Consider the following 22,454-nt stretch of genomic DNA (forward strand, 5'->3'; position numbering starts at 1 on the left):
CCGTCGGAGTGACGGCTATATCAATGAATCAGGCTTGCCTTTATACTACCGCGCGATTGTTTAGAAACTGCCCAGGCTAAACCAAATGGGAAATCTCCGGTGAAGTTCGTAAAGTATTTATTGATCCTTGCAGTCTGTTGCATTCTGCTGGGAGCAGGCTCGATTATTGGTTTGTACAAATATGTCGAGCCGCAACTCCCTGATGTCGCCACGCTTCGTGATGTGCGGCTTCAGATCCCTATGCAGGTCTATAGCGCCGATGGTGAACTGATGGCGCAATACGGCGAGAAACGTCGTATCCCTTTGACCTTAAATCAAATCCCACCCGTGATGGTGAAGGCTTTTATCGCCACCGAGGACAGCCGTTTTTACGAGCACCACGGTGTCGATCCGGTCGGTATTTTCCGTGCGGCAAGCGTGGCGCTGTTCTCCGGTCATGCCTCTCAGGGGGCAAGTACCATTACCCAGCAGCTGGCGCGTAACTTCTTCCTCAGCCCGGAAAAGACGCTGATGCGTAAGATCAAAGAGGTGTTCCTCGCGATCCGCATTGAGCAACTGCTGAGCAAAGACGAGATCCTTGAGCTTTACCTCAACAAGATCTATCTGGGCTACCGCGCCTATGGCGTAGGGGCTGCGGCTCAGGTCTATTTTGGTAAGCCGATCGATCAGCTCACGCTGAGCGAAATGGCGACCATTGCCGGCCTGCCAAAAGCGCCATCCACCTTTAACCCGCTCTACTCGCTGGACCGCGCCACCGCGCGCCGTAACGTGGTGCTGTCGCGTATGTTGAGCGAAGGCTACATCAGTCAGTCTGAGTACGATAAGGCGCGCAGCGACGTTATTGACGCCAATTACCATGCGCCGGAAATCGCCTTCTCTGCACCGTATCTCACTGAAATGGTTCGCCAGGAGATGGTGAGTCGCTACGGTGATAAAGCGTATGAAGATGGTTATCGCGTCTATACCACCGTGACCCGCAAAGTGCAGCAGGCTGCCCAGCAGGCGGTGCGTAATAACGTGATGGATTACGATATGCGTCACGGCTATCGCGGCCCGTCCAACGTGCTGTGGAAAGTGGGGGAAGGCGCATGGGACAGTAAAAAAATCACTGATTCCCTGAAAGCGCTGCCGACCTATGGCCCGCTGCGTCCGGCTGTCGTCACCCAGGCCGATCCACAGGAAGCGGTGGCGATGATGGCCGATGGCACATCCGTTTCGCTGCGCATGGAGGGTGTCCGCTGGGCGCGTCCGTACCGCTCTGACACTCTTCAGGGCCCGACGCCACGTAAAGTGACCGATGTGGTACAAACCGGACAACAAATCTGGGTCCGTCAGGTCGGTGATGCCTGGTGGCTGGCGCAGGTGCCGGACGTCAACTCTGCGCTGGTCTCCATCAATCCGCAGAACGGTGCCGTGATGGCGCTGGTTGGCGGGTTCGATTTCAACCAGAGCAAATTTAACCGCGCGACCCAGGCACTGCGTCAGGTTGGTTCGAACATCAAACCGTTCCTGTATACCGCGGCGATGGATAAGGGGCTGACGCTCGCCAGCATTCTCAACGACGTGCCAATTTCCCGCTGGGATGCCGGTGCGGGCTCTGACTGGCAGCCGAAGAACTCTCCGGCGCAATACGCTGGCCCTATCCGTCTGCGTCAGGGCCTTGGCCAGTCGAAGAACGTGGTCATGGTTCGCGCGATGCGTGCGATGGGCGTTGATTATGCGGCAGAGTATCTGCAACGCTTCGGCTTCCCGGCGCAAAACATTGTTCATACCGAATCTCTGGCGCTCGGCTCCGCGTCCTTTACGCCGCTCCAGGTCGCTCGTGGCTACTCGGTGATGGCGAACGGGGGATTCCTGGTCGATCCGTATTTCATCAGCAAAATCGAGAACGATCAGGGCGGCGTACTGTTTGAAGCGAAACCGAAAATTGCCTGCCCTGAATGCGATATTCCGGTGATTTACGGCGACACGCCAAAATCCAATGTCCTGGAAAACAAGGATATGGAAGATGTGGCGATCTCTCAGGAACGTCAGAATCTGGCGGTGCCGCAGCCTCAGCTGGAACAGGCCAATCAGGCGCTGGTCGCCCAGAGTGGCGCGCAGGAGTACGCCCCGCACGTGATCAGCACGCCGCTGTCGTTCCTGATTAAGAGCGCACTGAACACCAACATCTTTGGCGAACCGGGCTGGCAAGGCACCGGCTGGCGAGCGGGCCGCGATTTGCAGCGCCACGACATCGGCGGCAAAACCGGGACAACCAACAGTTCAAAAGATGCCTGGTTCTCAGGTTATGGCCCGGGCGTTGTCACCTCGGTCTGGATTGGTTTTGACGATCACCGCCGCACTCTGGGGCGCACAACCGCTTCTGGCGCGATTAAAGATCAGATTTCCGGTTACGAGGGTGGGGCTAAGAGTGCGCAACCGGCCTGGGATGCTTACATGAAGGCCGCTCTCGAGGGCGTGCCGGAGCAGCCGCTAACGCCTCCGCCGGGCATTGTCACGATCAATATTGACCGCAGCACTGGACAGCTCGCGAATGGCGGTAATAGCCGTGCCGAGTATTTCATCGAGGGTACGCAGCCAACCACGCAGGCGGTGCATGAGGTGGGTACAGAGATCATTGATAACGGCGAGACGCACGAACTGTTCTGACGCCAACTAAAAAGCCGGGTGGCGACTACGCCTGACCCGGCCTACAACATCAATGCAAAACGGCAACCTTCGGTTGCCGTTTTTAATGGTGGCGCTACAAACGACCCTGCCCCTTCAGCCACTCTCGTACCAGGAACAGTGCGCTCACGTTGCGTGCCTCGTTAAAGTCAGGATCTTCCAGCAAATCCATCAGATGAGCCAGCGGCCAGCGAACCTGCGGCAGCGGTTCCGGCTCGTCTCCTTCCAGCGATTCAGGATAGAGATCTTCCGCGACAACGATGTTCATTTTGCTGGAGAAATAGGACGGCGCCATGCTCAGCTTTTTCAGGAACGTCAGCTCTTTCGCGCCAAAACCGACCTCTTCTTTCAGCTCCCGGTTTGCCGCTTCAAACACCGTTTCGCCCGGATCGATCAGTCCTTTGGAGAAGCCCAGCTCGTAGGATTCAGTGCCCACGGCGTATTCACGAATGAGGATCAGGTGCTCGTCGACGATAGGCACTATCATCACCGCTTCACGCGAGGAGGGGCGCATACGCTCATAAACACGACGCACACCGTTGCTGAACTCCAGATCCACGCTTTCGACATTAAACAGACGCGATTTCGCGACGGTTTCAACATTCAGAATGGTGGGCTTTTGTAAGGGTTTGGTCATCTTGACGGGTCTTTGCTGGGTGAACTGGCTTTATTGTGCGATACGCCGCACGGTTTCGGCAATGTCAATTGCTCTTTATTTACATTTATGCAACGTAATTGAATGCGATTCTCATTTCAAAACAAATGTCAAGAGGTTGAAATGTTTCCAGGAATTTGCTGATATCGCGCCGGAACAGGCTTTGTTATCATTACCGGTCACTGGGATGCGCGTCAACATGCTCAAGTTAGACTCCATACTTGCCGATAGCCGACCACAGAATCTCATTCATTGTACAAAAGGTGCGACTGACAACACCTGTAAGAAGATAAGTAAGATGGGGAAAGCATGAGCACCATTTTGATTTTTCTCGCTGCTGTGCTGGCCTGCGCGTCGATTGCGGTGTGGGTATTCAGGCGCCGCGTACATCGCCGTTATCGGCTGCCCTTTTTAAACGCGTTCGCCGGGGCAAACACGCGCAAGCTTTCGCCAGAGGAACGCAGCACCGTTGAGCAGTATCTCGACACGCTGAACCGATCCCGGCTTTCGCCTGGCCCTACCGGCGCCAGCACCGCCCCCGTATCGCTCAACCTTAACGCCCAAAGCGACACCGTTCTGTGCGTGACGCGCTCCATTACCCGCTATGGCATCACAACCGACGATCCCAACAAATGGCGTTACTATCTCGACTCTGTTGAAGTACACCTGCCTCCCTTCTGGGAACAGTATATTAACGACGAAAACAGCGTCGAGCTCATCCATACCGATACGCTGCCGCTGGTTATCTCCCTCAATGGTCATACTCTGAGCGAATATGTTCAGGAAGCGCCACGCTTTGCGCTGGAACGCGCGAGCGGAACGCAGGCCTCTATTCGTGGTGAAGAGACAGAGCAGATTGAACTGCTCAACATCCGCCAGGAAACGCATGAAGAGTACGTCCTGAGCCGCCCGGATGGCATTCGCGAAGCGGTGCTGATTGTCGTCTCGTTCCTGCTCTTTTTCATCTGCCTGCTGACGCCGGACGTGTTTGTTCCGTGGCTCGCGGGTGGCGCAGTACTGCTTCTGGCCGCCGGGCTGTGGGGCATATTTGCCCCGCCGGCAAAAACGTCATTACGCGAAATTCACTGCCTGCGCGGAACCCCAAAACGCTGGGGACTGTTCGGTGAGAACGATCAGGAACATATCAACAATATCTCGCTCGGGATCATCGATCTTATCTATCCACGCCACTGGCAGCCGTGGATTGCGCAGGACCTGGGCCACAAAACGGATATTGATATCTATCTCGACCGCCACGTTGTACGCCAGGGGCGCTACTTATCCCTGCACGACGAAGTGAAAAACTTCCCGCTTCAGCACTGGCTTCGCAGCGCGGTGATTGCCGGTGGCGCCGCGTTAATCTTCCTCATGCTGCTGCTTTTCGTGCCGCTGGATATGCCAATTAAATTTACCCTGTCATGGATTAAAGGGGCGCAAACCGTGGAAGCCACCAGCGTACAGCAGCTCGAAGAAGCGGGTGTACGCGTGGGGGATACGTTGCGCCTCAAAGGCACCGGGATGTGTAATATCCACTCACCGGGTGCCTGGAACACGCGCCAGAACTCGCCGTTCGCGCCGTTCGACTGCTCTCAGATCATCTGGAATGACGCCTCTCCGCTGCCGCTGCCGGAATCGGATGTGGTCAATAAGGCCACTGCGCTCACCCAGACGATTAATCGCCAGCTCCATCCAAAACCGGATGATGATTCTCGCGTCAGCCCTGCCCTGCGTTCGGCTATTCAGAAGTCGGGTATGGTGCTGCTGGATGACTTTGGCGAAATCGTCCTGAAAACAGAGGATCTCTGTTCCGCCCAGGATGACTGTATCCGGCTGAAGAACGCGCTGGTCAACCTCGGCAACAGCAAAGACTGGGACGCGCTGGTGAAACGCGCCGAAGCGGGACGCCTGGACGGTGTGAACGTGCTTCTGCGTCCGGTCAGCGCCGAGTCGCTGGATAATCTGGTGGCGACCTCTACCGCCCCCTTCGTGATGCGTGAAACCACCCGTGCCGCCCAGGCGCTTAACAGCCCGGCGCCGGGCGGTTTTGTGATTGCCAGCGATGAAGGCAGCGACCTGGTGGATCAACCTTATCCGCAGGTTTCGCTGTATGACTATCCTGCCCAGGAGCAGTGGAGCGAATTCCAGCGTCTGGCGCAGATGCTGATGCAGACGCCATTCAGCGCGGAAGGGATCGTCACCACCCTCTTCACCGACGCCAACGGCACGCGTCATATTGGCCTGCACCGTATGCCGGATAGCGCTGGCCTGTGGCGCTATATAGGGACATCCCTGCTGCTGATTGCGATGCTGGCGTGCATCGTCTGGAACGGTTATCAGGCCGTACGCCGCTATCAGCGTTCCCGCACGCGGCTGGCAGAAATCCAGGCCTACTACGAAAATTGCCTTAACCCGAAACTGATCTCCTCTTCTGAGAGCCTGATCGGATAACGTCCCTGCGCGACAAGTTGTGCTACCCTGTCGCGCACGTTTCTTCTGGCTGGAGTTCCCCCTTATGCATCTTGATATCGACTGGCAGGCGGTCGATACCGTCCTGCTTGATATGGACGGCACGCTGCTTGATCTCGCCTTTGATAACTATTTCTGGCAAAAGCTGGTCCCGGAAACTTACGGTGAACAGCAGGGGATCTCCCCGGCAGAAGCGCAGGAATTCATTCGTTCGCAATATAGCGCGGTGCAGCATACGCTAAACTGGTACTGTCTTGACTACTGGAGCGAGCGACTCGGTTTGGATATTTGTGCCATGACCACCGCCCAGGGCGCACGCGCCGTACTGCGCGAAGATACGGTCCCGTTCCTGGACGCGCTGAAAGCCTGCGGTAAGCGCCGTATTTTGCTGACAAATGCGCATCCCCATAACCTGGCCGTGAAGCTGGAACATACCGGTCTTGCTTCGCACCTTGATTTATTGCTTTCCACCCACACATTTGGTTATCCGAAAGAGGATCAGCGGTTGTGGCATGCCGTGGTGGAAGAGACCGGTTTACAGCCGGAACGCACGCTGTTTATTGACGACAGCGAGCCGATTCTGGATTCTGCGGCCGCTTTTGGCATTCGCTATTGTCTGGGCGTGACTAATCCGGATTCCGGCCTGGCTGAAAAAAGCTATCTGCGACATCCGGGGCTGAACGACTATCGCCGGATGATCCCCTCACTCACCGTGAAGGAGACGCCATGAAAGAAAAACCCTCTGATGGGGTAAGACTGGATAAATGGCTGTGGGCCGCCCGTTTTTACAAAACGCGCGCCCTTGCCCGTGAAATGGTTGACGGCGGAAAGGTGCATTACAACGGTCAGCGCAGCAAACCGAGCAAGCTGGTTGAACTGAATGCCACGTTAACGCTTCGCCAGGGCAACGATGAGAAAACAGTGGTGGTGAAAGCCATTACCGAACAACGGCGGCCCGCAACCGAAGCCGTTTTGCTGTATGAAGAGACGGCCGAAAGCATAGAGAAGCGCGAGAAAACCGCGCTGGCGCGCAAAATGAACGCGCTAACTATGCCTCACCCGGACCGGCGACCGGATAAAAAAGAGCGCCGCGATCTGATGAAATTTAAACACGGTGAGAGCGAGTAACCCTCACCTGCACGAGAGATGAAAATGGCCCAACACGACCAATTACACCGCTATCTGTTTGAACAATTCGCCGTGCGCGGCGAGCTGGTCACCGTATCCGAAACCTGGAAACAGATTCTGGAAAACCACAACTACCCGCTGCCGGTGAAAACCCTGTTGGGCGAACTGCTGGTTGCCACCAGTCTGCTGACCGCCACGCTGAAGTTCGCTGGCGATATTACCGTTCAGTTGCAGGGTGATGGCCCGATGTCGCTGGCGGTGATCAACGGTAATAACCAGCAGCAAATGCGCGGCGTGGCGCGCGTTCAGGGCGATATCCCTGAAAATGCGGATCTGAAAACGCTGGTCGGAAATGGCTACCTGGTTATCACGATTTCGCCTGAAGAGGGTGAGCGCTATCAGGGCGTTGTCGGTCTGGAAGGCGACACGCTTGCCGCCTGCCTGGAAGATTACTTCATGCGTTCCGAACAGCTGCCAACCCGTCTGTTCATCCGCACCGGTGAAGTAGATGGTCAGCCTGCTGCCGGTGGTATGCTGCTTCAGGTTCTGCCTGCGCAGGATGCACAGACCAATGATTTCGAGCATCTGGCAACGCTGACGGAAACCATCAAAGCGGAAGAGCTGTTCACCCTGTCGGCGACCGACGTGCTGTGGCGTCTCTACCACGAAGAAGAAGTGACGGTTTACGATCCGCAGGCGGTGGAATTTAAGTGCACCTGCTCCCGCGAGCGTTGTGCTGGTGCCCTGAAAACGCTGCCGGATGAAGAGATCGACAGCATCATGGCGGAAGACGGTGAAATCGATATGCACTGTGACTACTGCGGTACGCACTACGTGTTCAATTCGATGGATATCGCGGAGATCCGCAATAACGCCTCTCCGGCGGATCCGCAGGTTCACTAAGCTCTGAGCCTGATGCCCGGCGGCGCTATGCTCGCACGGGCCTACAATGAATTGTGCAATTTTTTGATATGATTGCTAATTGTAGGCCGGGTAAGCGTAGCGCCACCCGGCAAGAAAAAGCACTAACGCCACTGCGCATTATTGTAACTGTCGTAGCTCATATCGACACGCTCCCCAAAAATCTCAATATCCGCCCAGGGCTTCACGACAGATTTCACTTTCCTCTGCCTTAATGCGCGGTCAAGTTCTCCTCTGGTCAATGCCTCCGGCATTTTCCACGCGTCCCCGGCGATCCTCCAGCCCGTGTTAGTTTGTGTGTAAGCCACGATCGTGCGATCGGTAAATTGAAATAGCACGGCTTCCGGCTTGCCGTCGCTGTTAAGATCCAGCGGCATAAGTAAACAGTTACTCTGGGCGCTATCGCAGCTCTCGAAGCGATACTGATTGCTGAGCATGGCTTGCCAAAATGTCTTATCAGGATGAGCCATTCCCGGTGCGAGCTGGACCTGTTTTTCCAGCATCGCGGCGGTCATCTTACCTGCTCCGCCAGCATTCCTGGAGAGAAGACCATTTATTTCACGCTGGCGTTTTGGGTTAGAGATAAACTGCGGATCGTTTTGCAGCGTGAGCATCGCCTCCCGCCCCTTTCGTCCAGCGTTACTGAGCATATACAGGCTGACTTGATCCGCAGTTATTCTGCCGTCCTGATAGCGGGCCATATGGCTTGCAACACTTATTCGCCACGGATCCAGCACGGGGGTATGGACCAACGCCAGGAAAATGAGGGAAAGCAGCCCGGTCGCCGGGATGACGTACGCATGGATCTTCTGCGGTTCACGGCGCTGAATCAGAGCGCTGGCGCAAAAACCGATCGCCCAGACCAGCGCCACGATGGTTATCAATACCCCGTACAGACGCTCGGGTGACCAGCCGTATTGCGAAATGCGTAGCCACAGCGCCCACCCCGCCAGAACCGGATACGCGGGTACGATAGCCACAGCGAGGCGAATCATCCCTCGCAGCGGGGCATAGTAAGGCAGTGTTTGACGCTGTGGATGCCACACTATCGTCACCAGGAATAACAGCAGCAGCGCTAAGGTGGTCAGCAAGCCCGCGGCGGATAGTCTGGCTGAAATGGATTCAAAGCCGACAAAAGGCAACGCGCCAATAAAGAGCAGCGCCAGCGCCGCCATTAGGGGAAGCAGACCGGTGGCGATGAGGGTCAGCAGATTTTGCAGGGCAAAGATTAACCTTACCTGCATGCGCGTGAGCACGGCCGCACTGGCTGAAACCACGCCAATCGCCACTGAAATAAACCCGTCAGAATGAAAGAAAAGACGATCAAAAAAGCCGATGCCGATAAGTTCGAAAAGCTCGGCCCAGAGGAAAAGCACCAGCCAGAAGAGACCATTCGAAACAAAAATAATGAGCAGTGTCAGCGCGTTATGCCAGTTTCGTTGATAAAAGTCGCTGTAGAACGAGGTAGTCGGGACGGGATCCAGACGCCGCTGAAGCCATGGCAACACGAACAGCATCATCAGCAGCAGATGAAAGCCGAAAACGAGCATCTCATCTCTGAGATTCCAGCTTTCGAGTCCTGCAACGCTCCACTTAAGCCAGCCGCCCATACCCGCGACTGCCGCGCCGATCATCCCGAGTGACAGCCACAAAAATGGCTTTCTGGATGACGTCATGGCAAGAGACAACGTGGTTGTCATTACCACGGTGGCAGGTACTACACACATCAGCCACAGCGTATCCGATGGCAATTTTGCGTACTCGATATACCACGTAATTACATAGCAAATTACGCCCTGTAGAGCCCCCGCCAGCACGACGGCTACGCGCGTTAAAGCGGATAACGTCTCACGGTTTTCCATTTCTCATCCCTTGTTCATGAAAAATCTATTGTCTCATCAAAGCAAAACTCTGGCCCCCACCTCAAACTCTGAAAATAGCTGACCCAAGAGACCTGAATCGTTTTCCCAGTGTAACCCTTACGTAATTTTCTTACATGTATGCGATTACATTCACATTCTTCTGGATAAATTCACCAGAGATTAACCTTTTAAGAACATTTTCCCCATCCAAAAAGCGATTCCTGCGATAATCTGCCCGCCCTGTGACTGGAGTCGCAGCGTTTTCCGTTAGTAAGGGTTTTGACCAGATACGTAAATCTATGAGCCCCGTCGCGGTTAACATCCCCAGAAAAACCCTACAATTTCAGGCAGTACATATTGGCTAAGGAGCAGTGATATGCGTGTTAATGGTTTAACCCCGCAAGATCTCAAGGCTTATGGTATTCACGACGTCCAGGAAGTGGTCTACAACCCCGATTACGATACGCTGTATCAGGAAGAGCTCAATCCGGCACTGGAAGGATACGAGCGTGGTGTGTTGACGAACCTGGGTGCTATCGCCGTCGATACGGGTATTTTTACCGGTCGTTCGCCGAAAGATAAGTATATCGTCCGAGATGACACCACCCGCGATACGCTGTGGTGGGCTGATAAGGGCAAAGGGAAGAACGATAACAAACCGCTCTCCCCGGAAACCTGGCAGCATCTGAAAGGACTTGTCACCCATCAGCTTTCCGGCAAGCGTCTGTTTATTATTGATGCGTTCTGCGGCGCTAACGCCGACACCCGTCTCTCCGTACGATTTATCACCGAAGTGGCCTGGCAGGCGCATTTTGTGAAGAACATGTTCATTCGTCCAACTGATGAAGAACTGCAAGACTTCACCCCTGACTTTATCGTGATGAACGGCGCGAAATGCACCAACCCACAGTGGAAAGAGCAGGGTCTGAACTCCGAAAACTTTATCGCCTTCAACCTGACCGAGCGTATCCAGCTGATCGGCGGTACCTGGTACGGCGGCGAAATGAAGAAAGGGATGTTCTCGGTCATGAACTACCTGCTGCCGTTGCGCGGTATCGCCTCCATGCACTGCTCGGCGAACGTCGGGGAAAAAGGCGATGTAGCAGTGTTCTTCGGCCTTTCCGGCACCGGTAAAACAACGCTGTCCACCGATCCAAAACGTCGTCTGATTGGCGACGATGAACATGGCTGGGATGATGACGGCGTGTTTAACTTTGAAGGCGGCTGCTACGCGAAGACCATTCGCCTGTCGGAAGAGGCAGAGCCGGATATCTACCACGCGATTCGCCGCGATGCGCTGCTGGAAAACGTCACCGTGCGTGCCGATGGCTCTATCGACTTCGACGATGCGTCTAAAACCGAAAACACCCGCGTCTCTTACCCGATCTACCACATCGAGAACATCGTCAAGCCGGTATCGAAGGCGGGTCACGCCACGAAGGTGATTTTCCTGACCGCAGATGCATTCGGCGTGCTGCCACCGGTTTCCCGCCTGACCGCCAGCCAGACGCAGTACCATTTCCTCTCCGGCTTTACCGCTAAACTGGCGGGTACCGAGCGCGGTGTGACCGAGCCAACCCCAACCTTCTCCGCCTGCTTCGGCGCGGCGTTCCTGTCGCTGCACCCAACGCAGTACGCGGAAGTGCTGGTGAAACGCATGCAGGCATCCGGCGCCCAGGCATACCTGGTAAACACCGGCTGGAACGGTACGGGCAAACGTATCTCCATCAAAGATACACGCGCCATCATCGACGCGATTCTGGATGGTTCGCTGGATAACGCCGAGACCTTTACGCTGCCGATGTTCGATCTGGCGATCCCAACAGCGCTGCCGGGCGTGGATACGCGTATCCTGGATCCGCGTAACACCTACGGTTCACCGGAACAGTGGCGTGAGAAGGCTGAATCGCTGGCGAAACTGTTTATCGAAAACTTCGAGAAGTATACCGACACCCCGGCGGGTGCTGCGCTGGTGAGTGCTGGACCGAAGCTGTAGGTAAAAGCAAAAAGGCAACGAAAGTTGCCTTTTTTAATGTTTTTTCCCTCTCCCCGTGGGAGAGGGCCGGGGTGAGGGCATCAGGCCCCACCCTTTTTTAACTCTCTTTCACCTGACCCCGTAAAACCGGCACCGGTAACCACGCACGAATGCTCAAACCACCCCGCTCGCTGGTGCCAATTTCCAGCAGTCCGTTATGGTTATCCACAATACGCTGCACAATCGCCAGGCCTAAGCCGGTTCCGCTGGTGCTGCGCGCGCTGTCGCCGCGCACAAATGGCTGGAACAGGTGCTTACGCTGCTCAGGCTTGATGCCCGGGCCATCGTCTTCCACCTGGAACCAGGCGCGGTTGAGTTCCGTACCGCTGCTGACTTTGATCCAGCCGTTGCCGTAGCGCGCCGCGTTGACCACCATATTCGCCACCGCGCGTTTAATGGAGAGCGGGTGCATACGTACCTGAATCTCACCTGCCTGAAGGTCGGTCGCAATTTCACGTTCGTAGCCGCTTTCGGCAGCAACCACTTCGCCCAGAACCGCATTCAGATCCGCCATCTCCATCGGCATCTCCTGCCCGGTGCGCAGGTAGTCGATAAACTGCTCGATGATGGCGTTACACTCTTCGATATCCTTGTTGATGGACTCTGCAAGATAACCATCCTGCTCGCCCATCATCTCCGTCGCCAGCCGGATACGCGTCAGGGGCGTGCGAAGGTCATGGCTGACCCCCGCCATCAGCAGCGTACGGTCGTCCGCCAGCTGTTTAACGCCTGCCGCCATGTGGTTAAACGCACGCGTTACCGAGCGCACTTCCGATGCGCCATACTCGCGCAGCGGCGGTGGGATAATACCTTTACCGACCTGTAATGCCGCATGCTCCAGGTCGACCAGCGGTCGGTTCTGGATACGAATAAACAGCCATGCGCCGCCGATGGCCAGCAGCATGATCGCCAGGGTGTATCGGAACAGCGGTGAGAAGTCGCCCTGATGAATCTCGGTGAGCGGAACACGCACCCAGATGTTGGGTGACAGCCAGGTTTTCAGCCAGACAACCGGCGAGCTTTTATTGACCTCAACGCGCACTTCCGTCGGGCCGCCAAGCTGCTGCGCCATCTGCTGGCTGAGGAATTCATAGTGCTGCGCCCAGCGCAGGCCGGCATCTTCCGCCGCTTCGTTCGAGTAGAGAGAAATGCCCAGCTCACGGTAGATTTCCCGACGGAACGCCGGGGGAACAACCAACTGCGTGCCGTCCTCCAGTTGCAGTTTGTCGGTCATCAGCATACGCACTTCGTATGCTAGCACCTTATTAAACTGCTGGAGGCTCGGCAGGATTGCAAAGTTCAGCACCACCAGGTAGGTCGTCACCAGACTGACAAACAGCAGGGTGACGATCAATAACAGCGTGCGGGCAAACGAACTTCGCGGCGAGAAGCGCATTCGCCTCATGCTTTAGAGCCGTCCGGGACAAACACGTAGCCCAGACCCCAAACGGTCTGAATATAACGAGGATGCGCCGGATCTTCTTCCACCATACGACGCAGACGAGAGATTTGCACGTCGATAGAACGCTCCATCGCGGAGTATTCACGACCACGCGCCAGGTTCATCAGCTTGTCACGGGAGAGCGGCTCACGCGGGTGGCTGACCAGCGCTTTCAGCACCGCGAACTCACCGCTGGTGAGCGGCATTGGCTCATCTTCACGGAACATCTCACGGGTGCCGAGGTTCAGCTTGAACTTACCGAATGCAATGACGGCCTCTTCCTGAGATGGCGCGCCCGGCAGTTCGTTCGCCTGACGACGCAGCACGGCGCGAATACGCGCCAGCAGTTCACGCGGGTTAAACGGCTTTGGAATGTAGTCATCAGCGCCAATCTCAAGGCCGACAATACGGTCGACTTCTTCACCCTTCGCCGTCACCATGATGATCGGCATCGGGTTGCTCTGGCTGCGCAGACGGCGGCAAATAGAGAGCCCGTCTTCGCCAGGCAGCATCAGGTCCAACACCATCAGGTGGAAAGATTCACGCGTCAGCAGACGATCCATCTGTTCCGCGTTCGCGACGCTACGAACCTGGAAGCCCTGCTCGGTCAGATAACGTTCCAGCAGCGCACGCAGGCGCATGTCGTCATCTACGACCAGAATTTTGTAGTTCTCTTGCATTGTGTGTACTCCCAAAGGTTCGGATAAGCCTGGAACAGCGTATTCTAAAAAAGTGCACGGGTTCGACCAGCAAATTCTGGTATAAATTCTAGACGAAATTGTTACAAAGCATATTTAACAGCAGCTTATCTGTTCATTTCATCACATAAATCATTATTAATCTTGTCTGTTACACTGTGCGCTACGTATTGTGCGCAAAGACAGTTAACCGGCATTAAAGGCTGCACCATGAAAACGCCTCTGATCACCCGCGAAGGGTACGAGAAACTCAAAAAAGAGATGGATTACCTGTGGCGCGAAGAGCGTCCGGAAGTGACCAAAAAAGTCACCTGGGCCGCAAGTCTGGGCGACCGCAGCGAGAATGCGGACTATCAGTACAATAAAAAGCGACTGCGCGAAATCGATCGCCGGGTACGCTACCTGACGAAGTGTCTCGAGAATCTCAAAATTGTCGATTACTCCCCGCAGCAGGAAGGTAAAGTGTTCTTCGGCGCGTGGGTCGAAATTGAAAACGACAACGGCGACACCCTGCGTTTTCGTATCGTCGGCTATGATGAAATTTTTGGTCGTAAGGATTACATTTCTATCGATTCACCCATGGCCCGCGCCCTGCTGAAAAAAGAGGTGGGCGATTTAGCCGTTGTCCAGACGCCCGCGGGTGAAGCAAGCTGGTACGTCAACGAAATCGTGTATGTTAAATAGTCCGAGAGCGCCCTCCCCGGCTGGCATTTTTTAGTGTCAGCCCGTATAACTATCCCCCTGATTTTCGATCCACAAGATGAACTGATCATGATGAAAGAGTCGCTCTGCCGCATTATTGCGGGTGAACTTCAGGCCAGAGCCGAACAGGTAGAAGCTGCCGTTCGCCTGCTTGATGAAGGGAACACCGTGCCGTTTATTGCACGTTATCGTAAGGAAGTCACCGGCGGTCTGGATGACACGCAGCTGCGAAACCTTGAGACCCGTCTGGGCTATCTGCGCGAGCTGGAAGACCGACGTCAGGCGATCCTCAAATCTATCGGCGAGCAGGGCAAGCTGACCAGTGACCTGGAAAAAGCCATTAACGGTACCCTGAGTAAAACCGAACTCGAAGACCTCTATCTGCCGTATAAACCGAAGCGCCGCACGCGCGGGCAGATTGCGATCGAAGCCGGCCTTGAGCCACTGGCCGATCTGCTGTGGAACGAGCCGTCTCACGATCCGGAAACCGAAGCCGCCAAGTTTATCGACGCCGATAAAGGCGTAGCAGACACCAAAGCCGCGCTGGACGGTGCTCGCTATATTCTGATGGAGCGCTTCGCCGAAGACGCGGCGCTGCTGGCCAAAGTGCGTGATTACCTGTGGAAGAACGCGCATATCGTCTCCACCGTGGTGTCCGGCAAAGAGGAAGAAGGCGCGAAATTCCGCGACTATTTCGATCACCACGAACCCATTTCTACCGCGCCGTCTCACCGCGCGCTGGCGATGTTCCGCGGCCGTAACGAAGGCGTGCTGCAACTCTCCCTGAATGCCGATCCGCAGTTTGACGAGCCGCCAAAAGAGAGCCACTGCGAGCAGATCATTATGGATCACCTCGGTCTGCGCCTGAACAACGCCCCGGCGGACAGCTGGCGCAAAGGCGTGGTGAGCTGGACCTGGCGCATTAAGGTGCTGATGCACCTCGAAACCGAGCTGATGGGCACCGTGCGCGAGCGCGCCGAAGACGAAGCGATCAACGTCTTCGCCCGTAACCTGCACGATCTGCTGATGGCTGCGCCAGCTGGCCTGCGCGCCACCATGGGTCTCGATCCGGGTCTGCGTACCGGCGTGAAGGTGGCCGTGGTTGACGGCACCGGCAAGCTGGTTGCCACCGACACCATTTACCCGCACACCGGTCAGGCAGCGAAAGCGGCTGTCGTCGTCGCCGCGCTGTGCGAGAAGTACAACGTTGAGCTGGTTGCCATCGGTAACGGTACGGCGTCCCGCGAAACCGAACGTTTCTATCTCGACGTGCAGAAGCAGTTCCCGAAAGTGACGGCGCAGAAAGTGATCGTCAGCGAAGCGGGGGCATCAGTCTACTCCGCCTCTGAGCTGGCAGCGCAGGAGTTCCCGGATCTGGACGTTTCCCTGCGCGGCGCGGTCTCTATCGCCCGTCGTTTGCAGGATCCGCTGGCGGAGCTGGTGAAGATCGACCCGAAATCCATCGGTGTGGGCCAGTATCAGCACGACGTGAGCCAGACGCAGCTGGCGCGCAAGCTGGATGCGGTAGTGGAAGACTGTGTTAACGCCGTCGGCGTGGACCTGAACACCGCTTCCGTTCCCCTGCTGACCCGCGTGGCGGGCCTGACCCGTATGATGGCACAGAATATCGTCGCCTGGCGTGATGAGAACGGTCAGTTCCAGAACCGTCAGCAGCTGCTGAAGGTGAGCCGTCTGGGGCCGAAAGCATTTGAACAGTGCGCGGGCTTCCTGCGCATCAACCACGGCGATAACCCGCTGGATGCCTCTACCGTTCACCCGGAAGCGTACCCTGTTGTTGAGCGCATCCTGGCCGCGACTCAGCAGGCGCTTAAAGACCTGATGGGCGACAGCAGCGCGCTGCGTAACCTGAAAGCGGTGGATTTCACCGACGAACAGTTCGGTGTGCCGACGGTCACTGACATCATCAAAGAGCTGGAAAAACCGGGCCGCGATCCGCGTCCTGAGTTTAAAACCGCGACCTTTGCTGACGGCGTGGAAACCATGAACGACCTGCTGCCGGGCATGGTGCTGGAGGGGGCGGTAACCAACGTCACCAACTTTGGCGCGTTTGTGGATATCGGTGTGCATCAGGACGGTCTGGTGCATATCTCTTCCCTCGCAGACAAGTTCGTTGAAGATCCGCACACCGTTGTCAAAGCGGGCGACATCGTGAAGGTGAAAGTGCTGGAAGTGGATCTCCAGCGCAAGCGTATTGCCCTGACCATGCGTCTGGACGAGCAGCCGGGCGACACTAACGCGCGCCGTGGCGGTAATGGCGGTGGCCGTGAACAGCAGCGTCCGGCAGCGAAAGCCGCGAAGCCACGCGGACGTGACGCACAGCCAGCAGGCAACAGCGCGATGATGGATGCGCTGGCAGCGGCGATGGGTAAGAAACGCTAATGCTGTAAATGCCCGGTGGCGCGACGCTTACCGGGCCTACGGTTTTGTAGGCCGGGCAAACGCAGTGCCGCCCGGCAAGCAGGCCGCAGGGAATTAAAATAAATAAGTTGTATCCATATTTAAACCACGAATTATCACCTCATTAACAAATAGCCTTCTTTTTATTTTCACCTCAATTTCGCAAATATTGAGCAAGGTCAAGCAGACCGCAAATTAATACGATTAACAACATCCCGTCACATTTTTATTATTGCTGATAAAAACTATTCTCATTATCATCGCAGTGTAGATTATTTAACCTCTCGTGGAATCAGGCGCTATGCAATTCACTCCAGACAGTGCGTGGAAAATTATCGGTTTTACCCGTGAGATAAGCCCGGCCTATCGGCAGAAGCTGCTGTCCCTGGGCATGCTACCCGGCTCATCGTTCCAGGTGGTGCGCGTTGCGCCGTTGGGCGATCCTGTTCATATCGAAACCCGACGCGTTAATCTGGTTCTGCGTAAAAAAGACCTCGCATTAATTGAAGTTGAATCTTTATCCCGTTAACAAGCCAGCGGTTTCAGTGAGTCTATTACAATGAAAAAATTAACTATTGGCTTAATTGGCAATCCTAATTCCGGCAAGACAACCTTATTTAATCAGTTAACCGGCGCACGCCAGCGTGTGGGAAATTGGGCAGGCGTAACGGTTGAACGCAAAGAGGGCCAGTTCACTACAACAGATAATCAGGTCACGCTGGTTGATTTACCGGGGACCTATTCACTCACCACGATTTCATCCCAGACCTCACTCGATGAGCAAATTGCCTGCCACTATATTCTGAGCGGCGACGCGGATCTGCTCATCAATGTGGTGGATGCCTCCAATCTCGAACGAAATCTGTATCTCACGTTACAGCTGCTGGAGCTGGGTATTCCCTGCATCGTAGCGCTTAACATGCTCGACATCGCCGAGAAGCAAAAGCTGCGCATCGACGTCGACGCCCTCTCCGCCCGTCTGGGCTGCCCGGTGGTTCCGCTGGTTTCTACCCGCGCGCGCGGCATTGACGCCCTGAAGCTGGCGATTGACCGCCACACGGGCAATGCCGACGTCGAACTGGTCCACTACGCCCAGCCGCTGCTGCGCGAAGCCGGGCAACTGGCGCAGGAGATGGACAACAGCATGCCCGCCAGACAACGTCTGTGGCTTGGCCTGCAAATGCTGGAAGGCGATATCTACAGCCGCGCCTACGCAGGCGATGCGGCTGATAAGCTGGGCGTCGCGCAGGCTCGCCTGAGCGACGAGCTGGACGATCCCGCTCTGCATATTGCGGATGCGCGCTATCAGGCCATCGCCGCTATCTGTGACGTGGTCAGCAATGCATTAACCGCTGAACCCAGCCGCTTCACCGCCGCCGTGGATAAGATTGTGCTCAACCGCTTCCTCGGTTTGCCGATCTTTTTACTGGTGATGTACGTGATGTTCCTGCTCGCCATTAACATCGGCGGTGCATTACAACCTATCTTTGATGGCGGCTCTGTCGCTATCTTCGTGCACGGTATTCAGTGGCTGGGCTACACCCTCCACTTCCCGGAATGGTTGACCATCTTCCTTGCGCAGGGGATCGGCGGCGGGATTAATACCGTCCTGCCACTAGTACCGCAGATCGGCATGATGTACCTGTTCCTCTCCTTCCTTGAGGATTCCGGCTACATGGCGCGCGCGGCCTTCGTAATGGACCGCCTGATGCAGGCGCTGGGGCTGCCGGGTAAATCCTTCGTGCCGCTGATTGTCGGTTTTGGCTGTAACGTGCCGTCAGTCATGGGCGCGCGTACGCTGGATGCCCCGCGCGAACGCCTGATGACCATCATGATGGCGCCGTTCATGTCCTGCGGCGCGCGTCTGGCGATCTTCGCGGTCTTTGCCGCGGCGTTCTTTGGTCAGGAAGGGGCGCTGGCCGTCTTCTCCCTGTATGTGCTGGGTATCGTGATGGCTATTCTCACCGGCCTGATGCTGAAGCACACCATCATGCGTGGCGAAGCGTCGCCGTTCGTGATGGAACTGCCGGTTTATCACGTTCCGCATCTGAAAAGCCTGATTATTCAGACATGGCAGCGCCTGAAGGGCTTCGTTCTGCGCGCCGGTAAGGTGATTGTGGTGGTCAGCATTTTCCTGAGCGCCCTGAACAGCTTCACCCTGAGCGGCCAGGCCGCGGACAACATTAATGACTCTGCCCTGGCCTCCGTCAGCCGGATCATTACGCCGGTCTTCAAACCGATTGGCGTTCAGGAAGACAACTGGCAGGCAACCGTGGGCCTGTTCACCGGCGCGATGGCAAAAGAGGTGGTTGTCGGCACCCTGAACACGCTTTACACCGCGGAAAACATCCAGGAAGAGGAGTTCAACCCGGCAGCGTTCAACCTCGGCGATGAACTGCTTGGCGCGGTGGAAGAGACCTGGCAGAGCCTGAAAGACACCTTCAGCCTGAGCGTACTGGCGAACCCGATTGAAGCCAGCAAAGGCGACGGCGAAATGGCGACCGGAGCAATGGGCGTGATGGGCCAGAAATTTGGCAGCGCGTCGGCGGCCTACAGCTACCTGATCTTCGTCCTGCTCTATATTCCATGCATCTCGGTCATGGGCGCCATTGCCCGTGAGTCCAGCCGCGGCTGGATGGGCTTCTCCATTCTGTGGGGGCTGAACATTGCCTACTCGCTGGCGACCGTGTTTTATCAGGCCGTCAATTACAGCCAGCATCCGCGCTACAGCCTGGTCTGTATCCTCGCGGTGATCCTGTTTAACGTAATGGTGATTGGCCTGCTGCGCCGGGCGCGTAGCCGCGTTGACGTTAACCTGCTGGCAACGCGCAAAACCCCAACGACCTGCTGTAACAGCCCAGCAGGCGACTGTCACTGAGGGGAAAAAGATGGCATCGTTGATTCAGGTTCGTGACTTACTGGCGTTACAGGGACGAATGGAGGCGAAGCAGCTCAGCCTCAGCCTGCATACGCCGCAGCCGATGATCGATGCCATGCTGGAAAGGCTGGAGGCGATGGGGAAAGCCGTGCGCATTCAGGAAGAGCCGGACGGTTGTCTGTCCGGCAGTTGTAAGAGTTGTCCTGAAGGTAAAGCCTGTCTCAGGGAGTGGTGGACGCTTCGCTGATAAAACCGGACAGCGCCGAACAAAACTCAGCAGGATGAGAGATGAACGGCGCATGTGCCGCTTTGGCAACCACCATTGATTTACTCTCCGGCCACAGCGCATCCAGCAGCGGAACCACCTTGCGCGGAACCAGTCCATCCAGATAGCCATAAATACGCAGATGCGGCACCGTTAACGACGCCAGCGGCTCGCGCAGATCGGCCGTTTTCAGGATCTCCAGTCCACCGTTCAGCACCTCAACCTCCGGCATCGGCAGAGAAAGCACCGTCTGCTTCAACGTCCGTGCGTCCTGACGGGCGGTTTCTGTTCCCATGGTTTGTAGCGCCAGAAAACGCTCCACCGTCCGCTGGAAGTCTTCGCTCAGCTGATGCTGGAACCCGGCCAGCACCTCGGGTTTAATGCCCGGCCACGCCTCGCGGGCGCTGAAACAGGGTGATGAGGCAACGGTGATCAGCGCCTGGACCCGCTCAGGATGGCGCAGCGCAATCTGGCTTACCACCAGCCCGCCCAGGCTCCAGCCGAGCCAGACGGCTTTTTGCGGCGCCGCTTCCAGAACCTGCTCCGCCATGTCGTCAAGCGTCATCGCGCCATAGCCGTGGCTACGGCCATAGCCCGGTAGATCCACCAGGTGTACCGTGAATTGCGAGGCCAGTTCCTCACTTATGCAACGCCACACTTCGGCGTTCAGTCCCCATCCGTGCAGCAGCACAAGATGACAATTTCCCGTCCCAACGGTCTGCCACCACAGCGTCTTCATCAGTTAACGTTCTCTTTTTTCACATGGAGGTTGCGTATGCTAACAGTGCCCGGCTTGTGCTGGCTATGCCGAATGCCACTTGCGATGAGCGCGTGGGGCGTCTGTTCCGTTTGCACGCGAGCGCTGGGTTACCTGAAGGGCTGTCCGCAATGCGGCTTGCCTGCCGTCAGCCAGACGCTTCCCTGCGGCCGATGCCTGAAAAAAGCGCCGCCGTGGAGCGCGCTGGTGGCGGTGGATGATTATGTATTGCCGCTGAGTCGTCTGGTTCATCAGTTCAAGTTTTCCAGCCAGATCGCGCTGGCGCAGCCGCTGGCACGCCTGTTATTACTGGCGGTATTGCAGGCGCGAAGAACGCGAGGACTGCCGCCGGTCGACACGCTTGTGAACGTGCCACTGTTTCAGCGCCGCCACTGGCGGCGGGGATACAATCAAAGCGACCTGCTGTGTCGTCCGCTCGCCCACTGGCTGGGTTGCCGGTACCCCGCCTCTGCGCTGAAACGTATTCATGCCACTGCCGTTCAGCACCGGCTCAACGCCCGGTCGCGCAAAAGGAACCTGAAAAACGCCTTTCGCCTTGAATTGCCGGTCAACGGTCTCCATATCGCGATTGTGGATGATGTCGTCACCACGGGCAGTACCGTGGCTGAACTTTCCCGACTGCTTTTGCAAAGCGGCGCCGCGTCAGTTCAGGTATGGTGTCTGTGCCGTACCTTGTAGCCCTTCTTCAATGGGCGTATGATTATACCCAGGTAATTTAGTCAACTATTAGGCCAAAGCTATGATCCGTATTTCCGATTCTGCACAAGCGCACTTTGCCAAACTGCTGGCAAATCAGGAAGAAGGGACGCAGATCCGCGTGTTTGTGATCAATCCAGGCACTCCGAATGCAGAATGTGGTGTCTCTTATTGTCCTCCGGATGCAGTGGAAGCAACTGACACTGCCCTTAAATTTGAACAGCTCACCGCGTACGTTGATGAGCTGAGCGCGCCGTATCTTGAAGATGCGGAGATTGATTTCGTCACCGACCAGCTGGGTTCTCAGCTGACGCTGAAGGCACCGAACGCGAAAATGCGTAAAGTCTCTGACGATGCCCCGCTGATGGAGCGTGTGGAATATCTGCTGCAATCGCAGATCAACCCGCAGCTGGCCGGCCACGGGGGGCGTGTTTCCCTGATGGAAATCACCGAAGATGGTCTGGCAATCCTGCAATTCGGCGGCGGCTGTAACGGCTGCTCCATGGTCGATGTCACCCTGAAAGAAGGGATCGAGAAGCAGCTGCTGAACGAATTCCCGGAACTGAAAGGCGTGCGCGATCTGACTGAGCACCAGCGCGGCGAGCACTCCTACTACTGATTCAGTGCCCGTCTGTATTGCCCGGTGGCGCTGCGCTTACCGGGCCTACATTTTCTTGCCTCCCCCTCTATATGTTGACCTGCGTCTCATAATTCAAATTTTGCCTCCCTGGGTGATTCTCAATCACATCATGTTACCCGTATCATTCTCGTGGGCACTCAACACCCTTATAACAGCCGACTAAACTTAACGTTTTCGCAGGCATCAGTATGAGTGCCGTTA

18 protein-coding genes are annotated in these 22,454 nt (G+C 56.2%); 13 read left to right on the top strand and 5 right to left on the bottom strand.

Translation table 11 applies throughout. The annotated features are described in order from the left end of the window. Window positions 1-99 precede the first annotated feature (99 nt). Window positions 100-2,652: a peptidoglycan glycosyltransferase/peptidoglycan DD-transpeptidase MrcA gene (gene mrcA, locus L384_RS16965; RefSeq protein ID WP_003861623.1), complete on the top strand. Its 2,553-nt coding sequence runs from the start codon at window positions 100-102 to the stop codon at window positions 2,650-2,652. Window positions 2,653-2,746: 94 nt separating this feature from the next. Here the strand turns inward: mrcA and nudE are convergent, their stop codons facing one another. Next, window positions 2,747-3,307 carry an ADP compounds hydrolase NudE gene (gene nudE, locus L384_RS16960; RefSeq protein ID WP_003861622.1) on the bottom strand — a complete coding sequence of 187 codons (561 nt, stop codon included), beginning with the start codon at window positions 3,305-3,307 and terminating at the stop codon, window positions 2,747-2,749. A gap of 327 nt (window positions 3,308-3,634) precedes the next feature. On the opposite strand from nudE, the gene L384_RS16955 reads away from it, so the two are divergent. From L384_RS16955 to hslO, 4 genes are all read left to right on the top strand, one after another. Further along, window positions 3,635-5,773 (top strand): intracellular growth attenuator family protein, encoded by a 2,139-nt coding sequence (locus L384_RS16955; protein WP_023314954.1) that lies wholly within the window; start codon window positions 3,635-3,637, stop codon window positions 5,771-5,773. A gap of 64 nt (window positions 5,774-5,837) precedes the next feature. Beyond that, window positions 5,838-6,521, top strand: coding sequence for a GMP/IMP nucleotidase (gene yrfG / locus L384_RS16950; RefSeq protein ID WP_023314955.1), 684 nt, complete (start codon window positions 5,838-5,840; stop codon window positions 6,519-6,521). Further along, window positions 6,518-6,919: a ribosome-associated heat shock protein Hsp15 gene (hslR, locus tag L384_RS16945; protein ID WP_003861618.1), complete on the top strand. Its 402-nt coding sequence runs from the start codon at window positions 6,518-6,520 to the stop codon at window positions 6,917-6,919. Before yrfG ends, hslR begins: the two co-directional genes overlap by 4 nt. Before the next feature lie 18 nt (window positions 6,920-6,937). After that, entirely contained in the window at window positions 6,938-7,822 is an 885-nt protein-coding gene (gene hslO, locus L384_RS16940; protein ID WP_006812239.1) for an Hsp33 family molecular chaperone HslO, read from the top strand. Between the two features lie 122 nt (window positions 7,823-7,944). Here hslO and L384_RS16935 read toward each other — a convergent pair whose 3' ends face one another. Beyond that, window positions 7,945-9,702, bottom strand: a complete 1,758-nt coding sequence (locus L384_RS16935; RefSeq protein WP_023323829.1) for a DUF4153 domain-containing protein — start codon at window positions 9,700-9,702, stop codon at window positions 7,945-7,947. Window positions 9,703-10,078: 376 nt separating this feature from the next. Here L384_RS16935 and pckA point away from each other — a divergent pair, with 376 nt between their 5' ends. Continuing rightward, window positions 10,079-11,698, top strand: a complete 1,620-nt coding sequence (gene pckA, locus L384_RS16930; protein WP_003861616.1) for a phosphoenolpyruvate carboxykinase (ATP) — start codon at window positions 10,079-10,081, stop codon at window positions 11,696-11,698. Between the two features lie 97 nt (window positions 11,699-11,795). On the opposite strand, the gene envZ is transcribed toward pckA, so the two are convergent. Then, window positions 11,796-13,142, bottom strand: a complete 1,347-nt coding sequence (gene envZ / locus L384_RS16925) for a two-component system sensor histidine kinase EnvZ (protein ID WP_003861615.1) — start codon at window positions 13,140-13,142, stop codon at window positions 11,796-11,798. Then, window positions 13,139-13,858 (bottom strand): osmolarity response regulator transcription factor OmpR, encoded by a 720-nt coding sequence (gene ompR, locus L384_RS16920; RefSeq protein ID WP_001157751.1) that lies wholly within the window; start codon window positions 13,856-13,858, stop codon window positions 13,139-13,141. Before ompR ends, envZ begins: the two co-directional genes overlap by 4 nt. A gap of 228 nt (window positions 13,859-14,086) precedes the next feature. Here ompR and greB point away from each other — a divergent pair, with 228 nt between their 5' ends. From greB to feoC, 5 genes are all read left to right on the top strand, one after another. Continuing rightward, window positions 14,087-14,560 carry a transcription elongation factor GreB gene (gene greB, locus L384_RS16915; protein ID WP_003861614.1) on the top strand — a complete coding sequence of 158 codons (474 nt, stop codon included), beginning with the start codon at window positions 14,087-14,089 and terminating at the stop codon, window positions 14,558-14,560. A gap of 87 nt (window positions 14,561-14,647) precedes the next feature. Then, entirely contained in the window at window positions 14,648-16,978 is a 2,331-nt protein-coding gene (locus L384_RS16910; RefSeq protein ID WP_023314958.1) for a Tex family protein, read from the top strand. A gap of 319 nt (window positions 16,979-17,297) precedes the next feature. Continuing rightward, complete coding sequence (feoA, locus tag L384_RS16905; RefSeq protein ID WP_003861611.1) at window positions 17,298-17,525, top strand: ferrous iron transporter A; 228 nt, start codon at window positions 17,298-17,300, stop codon at window positions 17,523-17,525. A 30-nt stretch (window positions 17,526-17,555) separates the two neighbouring features. Further along, window positions 17,556-19,874: a Fe(2+) transporter permease subunit FeoB gene (feoB, locus tag L384_RS16900; RefSeq protein ID WP_003861609.1), complete on the top strand. Its 2,319-nt coding sequence runs from the start codon at window positions 17,556-17,558 to the stop codon at window positions 19,872-19,874. A 10-nt stretch (window positions 19,875-19,884) separates the two neighbouring features. Continuing rightward, window positions 19,885-20,121 (top strand): [Fe-S]-dependent transcriptional repressor FeoC, encoded by a 237-nt coding sequence (gene feoC / locus L384_RS16895; RefSeq protein WP_017384148.1) that lies wholly within the window; start codon window positions 19,885-19,887, stop codon window positions 20,119-20,121. Here feoC and bioH read toward each other — a convergent pair. Continuing rightward, window positions 20,096-20,878, bottom strand: coding sequence for a pimeloyl-ACP methyl ester esterase BioH (bioH, locus tag L384_RS16890; RefSeq protein ID WP_003861604.1), 783 nt, complete (start codon window positions 20,876-20,878; stop codon window positions 20,096-20,098). The two genes, feoC and bioH, sit on opposite strands and share 26 nt — an antisense overlap. A gap of 36 nt (window positions 20,879-20,914) precedes the next feature. Between bioH and gntX the strand changes: the two genes are divergently transcribed. Together gntX and nfuA are read left to right on the top strand one after the other, a co-directional pair. After that, the gene (gntX, locus tag L384_RS16885) at window positions 20,915-21,595 is read left to right on the top strand and encodes a DNA utilization protein GntX (protein WP_023323830.1); all 681 of its coding nucleotides are present in this window, start codon (window positions 20,915-20,917) and stop codon (window positions 21,593-21,595) included. Between the two features lie 61 nt (window positions 21,596-21,656). Beyond that, window positions 21,657-22,232, top strand: a complete 576-nt coding sequence (gene nfuA / locus L384_RS16880) for a Fe-S biogenesis protein NfuA (protein ID WP_003861601.1) — start codon at window positions 21,657-21,659, stop codon at window positions 22,230-22,232. The last annotated feature ends 222 nt before the right edge of the window (window positions 22,233-22,454 follow it).

The sequence above is a fragment of the Enterobacter sp. MGH 38 genome (assembly GCF_000492855.1).
Taxonomy (GTDB): Bacteria; Pseudomonadota; Gammaproteobacteria; order Enterobacterales; family Enterobacteriaceae; genus Enterobacter; species Enterobacter hormaechei_C.